16 protein-coding genes are annotated in these 13,652 nt (G+C 64.6%); 9 read left to right on the top strand and 7 right to left on the bottom strand.

From position 1 onward, the window contains the following. The first annotated feature begins 224 nt into the window (after nucleotides 1-224). Nucleotides 225-464 (top strand): hypothetical protein, encoded by a 240-nt coding sequence (locus FJ936_RS21290; protein ID WP_015316799.1) that lies wholly within the window; start codon nucleotides 225-227, stop codon nucleotides 462-464. A 61-nt stretch (nucleotides 465-525) separates the two neighbouring features. On the opposite strand, the gene FJ936_RS21295 is transcribed toward FJ936_RS21290, so the two are convergent. Then, on the bottom strand, nucleotides 526-753 hold the full coding sequence (locus FJ936_RS21295; protein ID WP_015316800.1) for a hypothetical protein: 228 nt from the start codon (nucleotides 751-753) through the stop codon (nucleotides 526-528). A gap of 886 nt (nucleotides 754-1,639) precedes the next feature. On the opposite strand from FJ936_RS21295, the gene FJ936_RS21300 reads away from it, so the two are divergent. Next, entirely contained in the window at nucleotides 1,640-1,936 is a 297-nt protein-coding gene (locus tag FJ936_RS21300; protein ID WP_140716509.1) for a DUF1236 domain-containing protein, read from the top strand. Between the two features lie 138 nt (nucleotides 1,937-2,074). Here the strand turns inward: FJ936_RS21300 and FJ936_RS21305 are convergent, their stop codons facing one another. Further along, nucleotides 2,075-2,923, bottom strand: coding sequence for a helix-turn-helix transcriptional regulator (locus FJ936_RS21305; RefSeq protein ID WP_246680505.1), 849 nt, complete (start codon nucleotides 2,921-2,923; stop codon nucleotides 2,075-2,077). A gap of 90 nt (nucleotides 2,924-3,013) precedes the next feature. Here FJ936_RS21305 and FJ936_RS21310 point away from each other — a divergent pair, with 90 nt between their 5' ends. Further along, the gene (locus tag FJ936_RS21310) at nucleotides 3,014-3,898 is read left to right on the top strand and encodes an SDR family oxidoreductase (RefSeq protein ID WP_140663534.1); all 885 of its coding nucleotides are present in this window, start codon (nucleotides 3,014-3,016) and stop codon (nucleotides 3,896-3,898) included. Nucleotides 3,899-3,934: 36 nt separating this feature from the next. Here FJ936_RS21310 and FJ936_RS21315 read toward each other — a convergent pair whose 3' ends face one another. Continuing rightward, complete coding sequence (locus FJ936_RS21315; RefSeq protein WP_141906946.1) at nucleotides 3,935-4,615, bottom strand: RibD family protein; 681 nt, start codon at nucleotides 4,613-4,615, stop codon at nucleotides 3,935-3,937. 140 nt (nucleotides 4,616-4,755) lie between these two features. On the opposite strand from FJ936_RS21315, the gene FJ936_RS21320 reads away from it, so the two are divergent. The 5 genes from FJ936_RS21320 (at nucleotide 4,756) to FJ936_RS21345 (ending at nucleotide 10,844) form a co-directional block, all read left to right on the top strand. Continuing rightward, nucleotides 4,756-5,316, top strand: coding sequence for a dienelactone hydrolase family protein (locus FJ936_RS21320; protein WP_140788384.1), 561 nt, complete (start codon nucleotides 4,756-4,758; stop codon nucleotides 5,314-5,316). A 263-nt stretch (nucleotides 5,317-5,579) separates the two neighbouring features. Further along, nucleotides 5,580-6,527, top strand: coding sequence for a substrate-binding domain-containing protein (locus FJ936_RS21325; protein ID WP_140663528.1), 948 nt, complete (start codon nucleotides 5,580-5,582; stop codon nucleotides 6,525-6,527). Nucleotides 6,528-6,748: 221 nt separating this feature from the next. Continuing rightward, on the top strand, nucleotides 6,749-8,350 hold the full coding sequence (locus tag FJ936_RS21335) for a sugar ABC transporter ATP-binding protein (RefSeq protein ID WP_181171134.1): 1,602 nt from the start codon (nucleotides 6,749-6,751) through the stop codon (nucleotides 8,348-8,350). Further along, entirely contained in the window at nucleotides 8,347-9,363 is a 1,017-nt protein-coding gene (locus FJ936_RS21340) for an ABC transporter permease (RefSeq protein WP_023774610.1), read from the top strand. The genes FJ936_RS21335 and FJ936_RS21340 overlap by 4 nt, the downstream gene beginning before the upstream one ends. 113 nt (nucleotides 9,364-9,476) lie before the next feature. Then, a complete protein-coding gene (locus tag FJ936_RS21345) occupies nucleotides 9,477-10,844 on the top strand; it encodes a hypothetical protein (RefSeq protein ID WP_141906947.1) in 1,368 nt (455 codons plus the stop codon). Between the two features lie 45 nt (nucleotides 10,845-10,889). On the opposite strand, the gene FJ936_RS21350 is transcribed toward FJ936_RS21345, so the two are convergent. From FJ936_RS21350 to FJ936_RS21365, 4 genes are all read right to left on the bottom strand, one after another. After that, complete coding sequence (locus tag FJ936_RS21350; RefSeq protein ID WP_015316812.1) at nucleotides 10,890-11,462, bottom strand: hypothetical protein; 573 nt, start codon at nucleotides 11,460-11,462, stop codon at nucleotides 10,890-10,892. Beyond that, nucleotides 11,459-12,079 carry a hypothetical protein gene (locus tag FJ936_RS21355; RefSeq protein WP_140617905.1) on the bottom strand — a complete coding sequence of 207 codons (621 nt, stop codon included), beginning with the start codon at nucleotides 12,077-12,079 and terminating at the stop codon, nucleotides 11,459-11,461. The genes FJ936_RS21350 and FJ936_RS21355 overlap by 4 nt, the downstream gene beginning before the upstream one ends. Further along, nucleotides 12,076-12,702: a hypothetical protein gene (locus FJ936_RS21360; protein ID WP_140788388.1), complete on the bottom strand. Its 627-nt coding sequence runs from the start codon at nucleotides 12,700-12,702 to the stop codon at nucleotides 12,076-12,078. Before FJ936_RS21360 ends, FJ936_RS21355 begins: the two co-directional genes overlap by 4 nt. Nucleotides 12,703-12,805: 103 nt before the next feature. After that, on the bottom strand, nucleotides 12,806-13,165 hold the full coding sequence (locus tag FJ936_RS21365; protein WP_140788390.1) for a hypothetical protein: 360 nt from the start codon (nucleotides 13,163-13,165) through the stop codon (nucleotides 12,806-12,808). Nucleotides 13,166-13,347: 182 nt separating this feature from the next. On the opposite strand from FJ936_RS21365, the gene FJ936_RS21370 reads away from it, so the two are divergent. After that, the gene (locus FJ936_RS21370) at nucleotides 13,348-13,650 is read left to right on the top strand and encodes a hypothetical protein (RefSeq protein ID WP_015316815.1); all 303 of its coding nucleotides are present in this window, start codon (nucleotides 13,348-13,350) and stop codon (nucleotides 13,648-13,650) included. Nucleotides 13,651-13,652: the final 2 nt, after the last annotated feature.

The raw sequence follows: 13,652 nt of genomic DNA on the forward strand, positions 1-13,652 counted from the left end.
TTCCGGGCCGTTCGTGAAGCTGTATTCGCTGCCGGGGTCAGGCGTCTGCCTGGAGATGCGGCGGCCGCCACGCTTCCAGGATTGGGCTGGTGATTGGCAGTCATGTCTTTGTTTATTGACCCCGCCAATGGCTGGCGTAACTTGTCAAAGGCCGTCCGCGACGCGAAGACACGTGGGCGCTTGGGAGCGATCATCCTGCTTCCACCCAAATCCAGGAGGAAGCTGTGCGCAGGCTATTACAGACGCGCCCTGGCGAATATCTCGATCACCGATTGGAGTGCCCTTTTTGCGGCACCATCCGCCTGCAAATCCCGGCCGATGCGACACCATCGACGCGGATCAGTTGCGCCGAGTGCGGCAGATATCTTGGTATCTGGGATGAGCTGCAGACCGACTTCGAGCAACAAGGCGGCAACGATGGCGTGTTCCGTCTCGACAAAGGGCGCATCCAGAAGCTCGACTAGGCTTGCCGCGAGCAGCGCTCGATAGCGCCGGCCAGGGTCGGCTCACCATCGCCGATGCCCATCAGGACGGCCTTGGATGGGCAAGGCCGGTGTCGAAGGTGCCTGGCAACACAGGTGGGCCACTGCGGCTGGTCGAGGCTGTCGCCATCGCGTCAACCGGCACGATGATGATCATGCGGGCATGCTGCTCCGGCCACAATGGCTTTCCGAAAAGGAAGAATGTGCTGGCGAGAAAACAGACCAGCAAGAGGATGGCCAAGGTGTTGGCGATGATCTCACCAAGCTGCATTGCTCTTCTCCAATTCACGCGTCCCTCTCGGCAACGAGCGCCAGCAAACTATGTTCAATGTTTGGGACCAATGCGCCTGGTTCGCAGGACTTCAGTCCGAGTTGCGGCTCGAGCGATAAACGCACAACCTGCCTTTGCACCGGCCCGAGCCTCCGCCAAGTGTGGCAGCCGGAGCATAGCCCGGCCTGCTCGCAACGTGCCGAGCCCTCCGCCAAAGCAGGCCGGGCTCCTTTCTCGAAAGCGGAAAGCGCGCCGGTGCCGTCCGCCTTGCTCCACGGCGACAAAGGCGCGATTCTCCTCCCTTCGGCGGCTAGCCAGCATAGTCAGATTGGGCCAGCATGGTCAGATTGGGATTGTATGGACGGATCTGTGGTCCCATAGCCAACTCGACCCCACGATTGGCGGTAAAGGCAGCAGGGCTGCTACCAGTTCAAAGTAAGGCTGACGAGCAGGACGGCGATCAAGGCCGACAACGGGACCGCCATCACCAGCGCCGCTTCCATAAGGCGGGTTTCCTTGTCGCTGAACATCAAACCTCCTCACTTATCGGCTGACGCCGAGGGTTTAGGGTTCGCTCACCGCCTGAAGCAGTGAGCGAACCCTATTGGCGCAGGAAGGGACGTAGCTGCGCCAATTCGCAAAAAACACACCCGCAGTACTGCCCGACATCCGTCAGGTATCCGCGATGAACTTGCAGCGAACAACGAGCGCGAAAGACGGCCGTTCCCGGCGGCGGCGCCGGCAGGACTATTGCGTTTTTCGATGGGACCTAAGTCCGGTGCTGGCCGGACCGAAGCCCAAGCCTGGAACATTCAATCATGCCTGAAGTTCGATCCGGCAGCGCGGTGACAATGTTGCGCTGTGCAGGTTTCAGATGGAGGTACTCATGAAAAAAGATCTTGCCGCCGTAGCCGCGGTTCTTTTGCTCGCAGGTGTCGGCGCAGCCGCTGCCGAGGACGTCGTCATCCAGCCCGAGCAGGAAACAGTGATCAAGGAGTATGTGCATAAGCAGCCGCTGGCTTCGGTCAAGCTTCCCGGCGTGGAACTCAACGTCGGCACGGCCTTGCCCGATACCGTCGAACTCCACGAAGTCCCCAACGTCAAGTATCGCTACACCGTGGTCGACAACCGGACCGTGATCGTGGATCCAAGCACCCGCAAGATCGTCAAGATCATCCAGTAGCGGCGCCTGGCCCGCTGCCGGCTGGCGGCGGGCCAACCGTGCAAATGCGTTGCCTGACAATCAGAATTTGTGTGGGTGGATGCCGACCTTGCGCAAGCTGAACGGGTGTGCGAACGCCGCCTTGAATGGGATCCAGAGTCAACGCGACAGGTCCGCCTCTCGCTCATGGTGTCGCCGGGCGAGATCGCGGATCCGGTCGGCGACCTTGCTGTCCACCGGATTGTAGACGGTCAGGCTCAGATCCGGCCGGCCATCCACCGCGAAGGCCGAATATTCGAGTTCAATGTCGCCGAGTTCGGGATGCTTCAGGCGCTTTGTCCCGTCGCCATGGCTGAGCACGTCGTTTTCCCGCCACAGCGCGTCGAATTCCGGGCTGGCGCTGCAAAGCTCCTCCACCAGTTGGGCGACCTCTGACACCGCGCCGGCGCGCGCCGCATCGGCCCGGAACGCGCCGACCACGAAACGGGCGAGGTTCTCCCAATCGTGCTGCTTGGCGCGGATGGTGGGGCTCAGGAACATAAACCGCAGGATGTTGCGCTGGCCAGTGGGCAAGGTGCTGTAATCGGTCATCGCGACTTGCGCGGCGCGATTCCAGGCGACGACATCCCAGGTCGCCGTCTTGATCAGGGCCGGGCTTGCCTCGAGCGTGTCGATAAGGCGCTGCAGCCTGGGGCTGACGCCGTCGGCGCCGATGTAGCGGACCTCGGGCGGGCGCCCGAGCCCCAGCATGAAAAGATGTTCGCGCTCGGCCTCGGTCAGCAGCAGGCCCTTGGCGATCCGGTTCAGCACGTCGGCCGAAGGTGCGCCGCCGCGTCCCTGTTCCAGCCATGTATACCAGGTCGGGCTGATATTAGCGCGTTGCGCGACCTCTTCCCGGCGCAGTCCCGGCGTGCGCCTGCGCCCGGAAAAGCCGAACGATGAGGGGTCGAGCCGGGTGCGTCTGTCTTTCAGGAATGCTGCGAGCGAACCGGCGGAAGTGTTGGGCATCCTGTTAGCCATTATACCGTGATAAGATCACTACTTTAATGGAATAATAGAGCAGCGATAGTGCGCAGGCAACTGTGCAGGAGATTTTGCATGCGTATCTTTTTAACCGGCGCGACCGGTTTCATCGGTTCGGCCATCGTTCCCGAACTTCTTCAGGCCGGCCATCAGGTCGTCGGCGTCACCCGCTCCGATGCCGGTGCCGAGGCGTTGGCCGCCGCCGGCGCCGAGGTGTATCGGGGAACCCTCGAGAATCCCCAAGGCCTGCGCGACGGCGCGGCGGAGGCGGAAGCCGTGATCCACACCGCGTTCGACCATGATTTTTCGCGGTTCGCCGAGAATTGCGAAAAGGACAGCCGTGTCATCGCCGCGCTCGGCCAGGCACTCGCCGGCTCCGACCGGCCGCTGGTGATCACCTCGGGCGTCGGCATGGGCAGTCCCGGCCATGGCCAACTGGCCGTCGAGGATGTCTTCAACCCCGATCACCCCAATCCGCGCATCGCCTCGGAACTCGCCGGGAATGCGTTGCTGGAGGCGGGCATCAACCTGTCGGTGATGCGCCTGCCGCAGGTCCACAACACCCTTAAGCAGGGGCTGATTTCGCCGCTCATCGAGATCGCGCGCCAGAAGGGCACCTCGGCCTATGTCGGCGAGGGCCGCAACCGCTATTCGGCCGGCCATGTCGCGGACGCCGCGCGTCTTTATCGGCTCGCGGTGGAGAAGCGGCAGCCCGGCGCGCGCTATCACGCCGTCGGCGAGGAAGGCGTCGAGGTGCGCGCGATCGCCGAGGCGCTTGGCCGGGGACTGAACCTGCCGGTGGTTTCGATCGCGCCGGAAAAGGCGGCGGAGCATTTCGGCTGGATGGCGATGTTCGCCCCCATGGACCTGCCGGCCTCCAGCGCGCTGACCCAGGCGCGGCTCGGCTGGCGTCCGACCGGCCCGACGCTGATCGCCGATCTGGACGCGATGCGATACTGAGGCGCGTAAGAGGCGGCCTTAGCCCGGGGTGACGGCCTAGCGCAAATGGACGAGCCCGTGCGCGAGGGCTTTGCAATCCTTGAGCGACAACCGCACCTTGTCGGCAAGGCCGCTTTCACCGAACTCGACAAAGCCCTGGTTTGCCGCCCGCGCATCGAGCGCGGGAGCAATGAGAAGGCTGAGTTCATCGACCAGCCCCGCCGCCAGGAAGGAGCCGTTGATGCCGGCGCCGCCTTCGAGCAGCAGGCGGCGGATGCCGAACTCACGCCCGAGCACGTCCAGCATGGCGGCGAGATCGATGCCGGGCGTTTGCGACACGATATAAGACACGCCGTCAGTGGCGAGCTCGGCCAGATGGCTGTCGGCCACACCATACCCGAGCAGCACCACGACATGGTCGCCGCCGATATCGGGTTTGGCGAAGTGCAGCTTGCCCGAGGCATCGAGCGCCACGGCAAAGCTGCCCGCGTCGCGCCGCGCGAAATGATGCGGCCGATCGACCTTGCCCACATGCTCGGGCGGATGCGCGGCGGCCTTGCTCATCTCGGCCATGGTGACGCGGCCGACGATCCAGGCGTCACCTTCGAGGTCGTTGTGGATCTTTTCATAGAGGCCCGACCACTCCGCCCGGCTGCCGTCGGGGCTTTCAGTATAGCGGCTTGGATGAAGGCTGCCGTCGAGCGAGGCAAGCATGTGGCAGATGATGCGCGGCTTCATATGGTGTCTCCATTTCGTCGGCCTGGCCGTCCCAAAGGTAGTGGCGCACCGGGAAAATGGAAGCCGCTGCGGTGTGCCTTGAGGCTGCACGCCCCGGCAGGTAAAAAATGACTGGATCTGCGCGACCTAGGGGCCGGTGCATGACGGACATCATCCTGTTTCACTCGGTTCTTGGCCTTCGCCCGATCGAGCGTCATCTTGCGGAATGCCTTCGCGCCTGCGGCCATGCGGTCGCACTGCCAGACCTTTATCAGGGTGCGGCGACGGATGATCTGGATGAAGGTTTCGCGATCAAGGCGCGGATCGGCTGGGGTGCCATCTGCCTGAACGCGCGAGAGGCTCTGGCCTCGACGCCGGGCGATGCGGTGCTGGCGGGTATCTCGATGGGAGCCGGCGTGGTGGCGGAATTCTGGGCGTCGCGGCCGCTGGCAGCGGGTGTTCTGCTGTTGCATGGTTTGGCGACCGTGCCTGCCAACACACGACCCGGCTTGCCCATCCAACTGCATGTCGCGGACACCGATCCACTGTTCCCCGAGCCCGACGTCACTGCCTGGCAGGAAAGCGCGGAGGCAGCGAGAGCGGATGTGCAGGTTTTCCGCTATCCAAACGCGGGACATTATTTTTCCGACCCGGCACTGCCCGACTACGATGCAACGGCGGCCGCGCAGCTCTGGAGCCGCTCCTTGGCGTTCCTGACGTAGAAGGCCTTCGGACCGAAGAGTCCAAAATTCAGACAATTCCGACAAGTTGCTGTCCTGGCTGTTATATCGATGTTGCACAAATGGTTGACCCTGGGTTAGCATCCTCTTGTTGACGCCGATCGGAGGAATTTAGGCGGCGGTCAGCTGGAGCGGCATGCGTTCTTGGCGCAAGGAGGATGCTCCAACACTTTAACCGGCGCATGATCCTTCCTGAAACCGGTCCCGGTTTTTAGGGGCCGTGCGCTTCTGTGGAGGAGGAACCCATGAACAGACGCGAATTCCTGATGACGTCCGTCGCCGCGGGCGCCATGATGCTCGCCGCACGCTCGGCTTTCGCCGAGGACAAACTCACCATACTGGGCTCGGTGCCCAGTCTCGGCTTTCCGTTCTTCGTGCACATGCTGAACGAGATCAAGGCCGAAGCGCAGGCGCAAGGCGTCAACCTGACCGAGAGCGACGGCCAGAACTCGGCCACCAAGCAGACCGCCGACATCGAGGCGGCGCTGGTGCAGAAGGTCAACGCCATCGTCATCTCGCCGCTCGACGTGAACGCGCTGGCGCCAGCCATCGAGGAAGCGGTCAAGGCCGGCGTTCCCGTGGTGACGATCGACCGCCGCGTCGACGGTGTCCAGGGCATTCTGGCCCATGTCGGCGCCGATAATGTCAAGGGCGGCGAGGCGGAAGCCCAGGCCGTGGTGGCGGCGTTCCCCAATGGCGCCAAGCTGTTCCACCTGCAGGGCCAGCCGGGCGCGGGTCCCGCGATCGACCGCAACAAGGGCGTGCACAATGTGCTCGATCCGCTGAAGGACAAGTACCAGATCGTCTACGAGCAGACCGCCAACTTCGCCCGCGCCGAGGCGCTGACGGTGACGGAAGCCGGCCTTGCCGCCAACGGCAAGCCGGACGCCATCATCTGCGCCAATGACGACATGGCGCTGGGCGCGCTCGAAGCGTGTGCCGCGCGCAATTTCAGCGACGTCAAGATCTACGGCTTCGACGCGCTGCCGGAAGCGCTGGTGGCCGTGCGCGACGGCAAGCTCGCCGGCACGGTCGAACAGTTCCCAGGCAAGCAGTCGCGCACCGCCGTGCAGATCGCGGTCGCCTACGCCAAGGACAAGACCGAGCCGAAGGAGAAGCTGGTGCTGCTGACGCCCATCGTCATCGGCAAGGACAATCTCGACAAGGCGGAGAGGCTGAACGAGACGAAGTGAGGGGCGGGTGGACATCGGCCGATTGGCGAGGCGGGCGGGACAGCACCCCCCTCTGTCCTGCCGGACATCTCCCCCGCAAGGGGGGAGATTGACTGTTCGTCTCCTTTCGCCAACCTCAAACGTTGCAGGAAAAGCGCGGTCAGAGACACTGGTGATCTCCCCCCTTGCGGGGGAGATGGCCGGCAGGCCAGAGGGGGGTGTTCAAGCACAGCCTGAACCGCATCAAGGAGCACTCCTTGTCTCCATCTGAAGCCGCATCCCCCATCCTGCTTGCCGTCGAGGGCGTCACCAAGCATTTTGCCGGCGTCACCGCGCTGAGCGATGTCTCGCTCGATGTCCGCGCCGGCGAAATCCTCGGCCTGCTTGGCGAAAACGGCGCGGGGAAATCGACGCTTCTGAAAATCCTGTCGGGCGTCATGCCACCGTCCGGCGGCCGCATCACCTTCGACGGCGCCGAGTACCAGCCGGCGAGCCCGCAGGAGGCCAAGCGGCTGGGCATCGTCACCATCTACCAGGAACTCAGCCTGATCCCGACGCTGACAGTGGCGGAGAACATTTTCATCGGCCGCGCGCCGATCGGCCGGCTTGGGCTGGTGAGTTGGCGCAAGATGGAACAGGATTCCCGCGCCATCATTGCCCGTGTAGGCCTTACCATCGATCCGATGACGCCGGTTTCGGCGCTGTCGGTGGCCGAGCAGCAGCTGGTCGAGATCGCCCGTGCGTTGTCCTTGAAAAGCCGGCTGATCATCATGGACGAGCCGACCTCGGCGCTGACCGAGACGGAGGTGCAGAGGCTGCTGTCGATCATGGACCGGCTGCGCAAGGACCATGTCGCGATCATGTTCGTCACCCACCGGCTGGAAGAGGCATCCGCCATCTGCGACCGCATGACGGTGCTGCGCGACGGCAGGCTGGCGGGACATCTCGAGCGTCAGGGTGGGCCGGTCAAATTGCCCGCCATCATCGAAAAGATGGTCGGCCGCGCCGCTTCCGAACTTTACGCCCGTCCGGCGCAACGCGCGGCGGCCGGCGATGTGGTGCTGTCGGTTCGGGGCTTGCGCACCGTACGCGATCCCGAAGCGCCGCACGCCATCGTGCTCGACGGTGTCGATATCGACCTCAAGGCGGGAGAGATCCTCGGCGTTGCCGGCCTCGTCGGCTCTGGCCGCACGGAGCTGGCGCGCGCCATTTTCGGCGCCGACCGCATCGCGGCGGGAACGATCACGCTCGACGGCAAGCAGATCGCGCCCGCATCGCCGGCCGACGCCATCGCGCTCGGCATTGGGCTGGTGCCGGAAGACCGCAAGCACCAGGCGATCTTCGCGGCACTTGGTATCCTGCCGAATTTCTCCGTCGCGTCCCTCGGGCGCTTCAGCAACGGCTTCGGCTTCATGGCCGAGCGGCGCGAGCGCGACGCGCTGTCGGGGTTCAGGAAGATGCTGTCGATCCGCATGGCTTCGGCCGAGCAGGCGATCGAGGGCCTGTCGGGCGGCAACCAGCAGAAGGTGATCCTGGCGCGCTGGCTGGCGCGCGACCCGAAAGTGCTGATCGTCGACGAGCCGACGCGCGGCGTCGATGTCGGCGCCAAGGCGGAGGTGCACCAGATCCTTGTGCAACTGGCGGCGCGCGGCATCGCGGTGATGATGATCTCGTCCGAATTGCCCGAGGTGCTGGCGGTGTCGGACCGCATCGTCACCATGCGCAAGGGGCGCATCACCGGCGAAATGCCGGGCGTCGAGGCAAACGAGGAAAGATTGATGGAACTGATGGCGCTCGACAGGCAGGATACGCCGGCACAGGATGCGGAGGGGCAGGCACGATGAGCATCGCCGAGGAACAGAGCCAGCGCGGCGGCGTGACGATCGCGCGGCTTTTGATGAGCTTTGGGCCGCTGCTGTTCCTGGCGGCGCTGGTCGTCGTCTTCACCGTGCTGAAGCCAAGCTTCATCGACCCGATCAACCTGTTCAACATCACCAGGCAGATCTCGATCACCGGGCTGATCGCGCTCGGCATGACCTTCGTTATCCTCACCGCCGGCATCGACCTTTCGGTCGGCTCGCTGCTCGCCTTCTGTGGCATGGTCGCGGCCGTGGTCGCCAAGGGCGGCACCGCCAACACGCTGTCGCTGTCGACGTCAGGCACGCAGGGTTTTGGCTGGTTCGCCGCGTTGCTGGCCGCTGTCGTGGTCGGTGCGCTCGCCGGCGGCGTGCAGGGGTTCGCCATCACAAGGCTGAAAGTGCCGCCCTTCGTCGTCACGCTGGGTGGGCTGACGGTGTTCCGCGGGCTGACGCTGACCATTTCCAATGGCGGCCCGATCTCCGGCTTCGACGCCTCGATGCGCTGGTTCGGCACCGGGCTGATCGGTCCGGTGCCGGTGCCGGCGATCATCTTCGCCATCGCCGCCATCCTGTGCCATATCGTGCTGCGCTACACTCGCTATGGCCGCGCCGTCTATGCCGTCGGCGGCAATGCCGAGGCCGCGCGGCTGTCGGGCCTGCGGGTCGACCGTATCCTGGTCTCGGTCTATGTCATCGTCGGCTTCTTCGCCGGGCTCGCCGCCTTCGTGCTGTCGGCCAGGCTGAATTCTTCCGAAGCGGTCGCCGGCATCGGCTACGAATTGACGGTGATCTCCGCCGTCGTCATCGGCGGCACCTCGCTGTTCGGCGGCATCGGCTCGGTCGGCGGCACGGTGGTGGGTGCCGCCCTGATCGGCGTGCTGCAGAACGGCCTGCAGTTCAACAACGTCTCGTCCTACACGCAAAGCATCGTCATTGGGCTGATCCTGATCCTAGCGGTGGCGTTCGACCGCTGGCTGAAGTCGCGGGTGAGGCGATAGGAGCGAGAGGTTGTGCGCTCACCCTAGCCATTTGCCAGGAAGCTGCCCCATTTCTTGCAAAACATCCGCGCCTTGCTAGAAAGGCTTCGCGCGGGGCAGCGTGAAAGAATCTCATGGTTGCCGACATCATCAGGCCGATCAGCTTGAGTTTTTCGCTGCTGCGGCGCTTCTGGCCGCAGCTCGTGGCGCTGGTGCTGGCCGGGGTGCTGGCCGGCGATCTCCTGCTGCAGCTGGCTGCCAGGGTGGCGCTCGCCAACCATTTCGCCGGGCTTGCCATGCTGACGCTGGTGGCGCTGGCGCAGCTGGTGGTGACGGTTGCGATGTTCCATGTGCTGCGGCCGGGCCTGCCCAATGTGCTGGCCGCGCAGCGCGGCGCGGACAAGGCCGCGGCCTCCGAGAGCGAAGTCGCTGGCAAGGAGGCGAGAGGTACTGACCGGCGCGGCTCGCGGCTGGTGCGCATGATCACCATCGCGCTGCTGCCGTTCTTTGCCCATTACGCCGCCTGGGGGTTCCTCGGCGATATCGTGCGCCAATATTCGCGCGCCTCGCTCGAACAGGCCGATTTCGGCCAGAGCGGCAATGTGCTCGACGTGCTCGATTCGCGCTGGCTGCTGATTTCGGTCGCCGTGTCATGGCTGATCCGCCGGTTGGCCAAGTTCATGCAGACGAAGACGACGGCAACGTCGTTCTGGCAGATCGTGGTGGTGATCTGCGAGACCAACTGGATCTTCGTCGGTCTCTACGTCATCAGCCGCTGGAAGGACAGCGCGCTGCAATGGCTGATGAGCCGCAATCTCTGGTCCGTGCTGCAGGCGTCCATCGACGGGCTGGCGAGCCCGGTGACGGCGACGAGCGCCGCACCTGTGGTGACGGCGACGAGCGCCGCACCTGTGGTGACGGCGACGAGCGCCGCACCTGTGGTGCCGGTCGAGATCACCTCGATCGCGCCCTCGACGGTGGCGGTCAATCTGTTTTTCTACATGCTTTTGCCGCTGATCTGGCTGGTGATGGCGGCGCTGATCTATGGCTATGACGTGCGCGACGACGCGGCGTTGATGCGGGTCGACAGCCGCGTCGAGCGGTTCGGCCGGCGCTATGCCGGACTGCCGAAATTCCTGCGCGATTTCGTCGAGCATTTCATCGCCGGCTATCGTTCGCGCTATCTGCCAATCGCCAATGGCGTGCGGCTGACGGTGAGTTCCAGCCTGGTGCTTTTGTGCACGCTGATCGTCGGCTACCGCCTGCTCGACTGGGGCGCGGCCTGGCTGTGGCTTGGCGCGACGCGGCTGATTGGCCCGCACGAGCTCGATGTCTGGCAGATTTTCTCCCATGGACTGACGCTGCTGTTCGGCAGCCCGTTCCAGGATTCCTCCACCGGCATTTTGATCGAGCCGATCAGGATATGTTTTCTCGCTGCCGTGCTGGAGACGGCGTTCTCGCTGCCCAAGCGGGTGACCGGGACTGTCGAAGCGCGGAAGTAGAGGATTTGTTGGCGCCGGCCTTGCAGAGCCGAGCCTGGGGCGCTGTCACTTCGGCGGCCGCTGGAAACGCAGATACCACGGCCGTTCGCTGCCCAGCCCGACGGCGGGGCGAATGGTTTTCACCGCGTCCTCGGGCACGATGAAGGTGTCGCCGACGGTGATGACATCGCCTTTTTTGGCGCCGGAGAAGATGGCCGAAGCGCAATTCATCACGCCGTCGGGCAGGCTGACGCCGCTGATGAAATCGGGCAGCCATCGGCGCCCGGCGGCGTCTGTCAGCATCAGCTTGCAGCCCAGCCATTGTTTCTGCAGGTCTGGGTCGCCAATGGTCACGGTGAAGGTAGCGATGACGGCGAAGGCGTGGTTGGGCAGGCGGCCGGCCTTGCCGCCGCGCAAATCGGCCAGTTTCCAGCCGCTGCCGCCGAACGGCACGGATTGGCCGAACTCGACATCCCTGGCGATAAGGTCCTCGCCATGCAGCCATTCGCGGACGCTGTCATGGCTGGTCTCGGCCAGTGTCAGCGGCAGCAGGATGGCGAGCGCCATCAAGCCGCGCCGGCGCCATCGTCGCTCGGATTGCCGGTCCACGGTCGGGGTGTCTGTCGAAACGGCGCTCATGTCTTGCCCTGCGGTGTCTTGTCCTGCGGTGTCAGGCCCGGCGCCGCGTCGAGGTCGAATTCCGGCAGGATGTCGGCCGGCTGGCCGTCAGCGCCGGTCGGCAGCGCGTCGAGGCTGATGCGGGCCTGCGCGTCGAGCGGGCCGAACTGGCGCGCCGATATCAGCAGCCTGGCGCCGCGGATCTGGTCCGGTGGTACCTCGAAGACGAACAGGCCATGGTTGTCCAGGCCCGGATCGACGCCGTGCGGCGGCATGTCGGGGCGGTAGCCCAGCCGCTCCGTCTGGTGATATCGCAGCCCGGTCGGGCCTTGCCAGAAGCCGTCGGCGACCGCGGTGGAGGTGCTGGTCGCGGTGAGGTTTGTTGTTACCACCGCCCATAGGCCGCTGGTCGTCAAAAGCTTCTCCTGGCCGAACTGATTGGTCTTGAGCTGGCGCGCGAAGATCACCTTGTCCAAGCTGACAGCGAAGCTGCGCGCGCGCACCGTGTCATGCATCGAACCATCGATGGGGATAGGTGCGGTGAGGTCGGCATAATGCGGCTTCGTCATCTGCATGCCGTAGCTCAGCACCACGGTGGCGCAAAGGATCGCGAGATTGCCAAGCACGCGTATCCTCATGGGCCGCTTTCCGGCTGCCCACTCTGAGACTGCCCACTCTGCGACTGCCCGGCCGCCGGCAGGTCGGCGACCGGCAAGGTGACGGTGCCGAGCCGGTAGGGGTTGTACCAGCCTGGTGTGCCATAGAGATTGTCGCGCGGCTTGAAGATCTCGGCGGTGACGCCGAAGGCGAGGCTTGCCGGCACGGCGGCGTCCCCGGCAAGCGGCCAGACATAGGCCATGCGCTCGGTCATGCCGGGATGCAGTTCCGGCGTCATCGTGGGATCGCGTGTCAACACGATCATCGGCACGGGATCGGACAGGATGACGCCGTCCGGCGCGAAGACGTTGAAATAGCCCTTGTCGGATTGCGCGGTGCGGTTGGTCATGTCGACTTCCAGCACCAGCGCCTTCTGGCCCGGCTTCAGCGGCACGCCGTGGACCCTGGCATGGCCGACATAGGCGCGCACCGGCTGCAGGCGCCAGCGACCGGCCTCGATGACGGCATCTGGCGGCAATTGTGGTGGACCATGGGCGGGCAGGGCGCCGAATGCCCCCATCAGGCCTGCGACGAACAAGGCGGCAATGGTTCCCGCGCCGGCCGTTATCCAGGTCTGAACTTTTGAGCGGGCAGTCTTGAACATTCCAAATTATGTGCGTCGAACGAACAGGCACCCCAGGCGCAATCTAGAAAGAAAAATCAGGGATTGAAACCCGCAAATGGCTCGGTCCAGCCGTGCTCGGGCCTCAGGCTGCTTCAAGTGCCCAAAGACGATGGCCGAAACGGCGGAAGAAGCGCGCCACGAGCCGCTGCTGCTTCGCCCTGGCAAGATCGGCCAGGCGCCGTTCCTGGCGCCAGCGCGGCATGTTGCGCCAGCCGGCGATGAAACGGGCTGCATCCTCGACGGCTTCGTGCGCCGACAGCGCCGGGCCGATCGCGGCCAGGAACAGCGGCTCGGCGCGCTTCAACTCGTCGATGACGGCCTTGCGCCTGAAATGATCCAGGCGGGCCTGCGCGATGCCGGTGCGGCGGATCGCCTCGAAGGCTTCGAGCAAGGCGGGACTGTCGCCGGTGTAGCCGCAGGCGCGGGCGAAATCGGCATCCATTCTTGCTCCCGGATCTGGCGCGAGGTGATCCCGCGCCGACTCACATTTGCAAGTATGATATAAGCATAACTCAAACAGACATAGAAGGGAGACTTTTGGAGGAGTTTGGAAACTGCGACTCGACTCCTGCTTCGAAACACGGGAAGATAAGAACAAAGCACGAACAAAAGGACGGAGAAGTGATGGCGTTGCCAGGCAGGGAAGCAGTGATCGCGCAGGTCGCCTCGCTGTCGGTCGAGTGCGCCGATTGCGGCCGCAACAGGTGGTGGCGGCCCGATCAGTTGAAGCGCTTCGGTGTGAATGGGAGCACGCCGCTGGCCGCGCTGTCGGGCCGCATCGTCTGCTCGGCCTGCCGGGCCGACGGGCTGCCTGGCACGGCGATCTCGATCCAGGCCGCTTTCATCGACGAGCGCCAGCGCGTGCGCTCGGAAGCGCGCATGCTGAGCGGCCGCGACGTGCCGCTGGAGGGGTCGAGGCGGGCTTGAGG

Origin of the sequence: Mesorhizobium sp. B2-4-13, assembly GCF_006658535.1 — a bacterium.
Taxonomy (GTDB): Bacteria; Pseudomonadota; Alphaproteobacteria; order Rhizobiales; family Rhizobiaceae; genus Mesorhizobium; species Mesorhizobium australicum.

Coding starts and splice junctions, on each gene's coding strand:
- FJ936_RS21320 (WP_140788384.1), top strand. CDS start 4,756: ATGACGGACATCATCCTGTTTCACTCGGTTCTTGGCCTTCGCCCGATC.
- FJ936_RS21325 (WP_140663528.1), top strand. CDS start 5,580: ATGAACAGACGCGAATTCCTGATGACGTCCGTCGCCGCGGGCGCCATG.
- FJ936_RS21370 (WP_015316815.1), top strand. CDS start 13,348: ATGGCGTTGCCAGGCAGGGAAGCAGTGATCGCGCAGGTCGCCTCGCTG.
- FJ936_RS21365 (WP_140788390.1), bottom strand. CDS start 13,165: ATGGATGCCGATTTCGCCCGCGCCTGCGGCTACACCGGCGACAGTCCC.
- FJ936_RS21300 (WP_140716509.1), top strand. CDS start 1,640: ATGAAAAAAGATCTTGCCGCCGTAGCCGCGGTTCTTTTGCTCGCAGGT.
- FJ936_RS21295 (WP_015316800.1), bottom strand. CDS start 753: ATGCAGCTTGGTGAGATCATCGCCAACACCTTGGCCATCCTCTTGCTG.
- FJ936_RS21315 (WP_141906946.1), bottom strand. CDS start 4,615: ATGAAGCCGCGCATCATCTGCCACATGCTTGCCTCGCTCGACGGCAGC.
- FJ936_RS21340 (WP_023774610.1), top strand. CDS start 8,347: ATGAGCATCGCCGAGGAACAGAGCCAGCGCGGCGGCGTGACGATCGCG.
- FJ936_RS21355 (WP_140617905.1), bottom strand. CDS start 12,079: ATGAGGATACGCGTGCTTGGCAATCTCGCGATCCTTTGCGCCACCGTG.
- FJ936_RS21360 (WP_140788388.1), bottom strand. CDS start 12,702: ATGTTCAAGACTGCCCGCTCAAAAGTTCAGACCTGGATAACGGCCGGC.
- FJ936_RS21345 (WP_141906947.1), top strand. CDS start 9,477: ATGGTTGCCGACATCATCAGGCCGATCAGCTTGAGTTTTTCGCTGCTG.
- FJ936_RS21350 (WP_015316812.1), bottom strand. CDS start 11,462: ATGAGCGCCGTTTCGACAGACACCCCGACCGTGGACCGGCAATCCGAG.
- FJ936_RS21310 (WP_140663534.1), top strand. CDS start 3,014: ATGCGTATCTTTTTAACCGGCGCGACCGGTTTCATCGGTTCGGCCATC.
- FJ936_RS21305 (WP_246680505.1), bottom strand. CDS start 2,923: ATGCCCAACACTTCCGCCGGTTCGCTCGCAGCATTCCTGAAAGACAGA.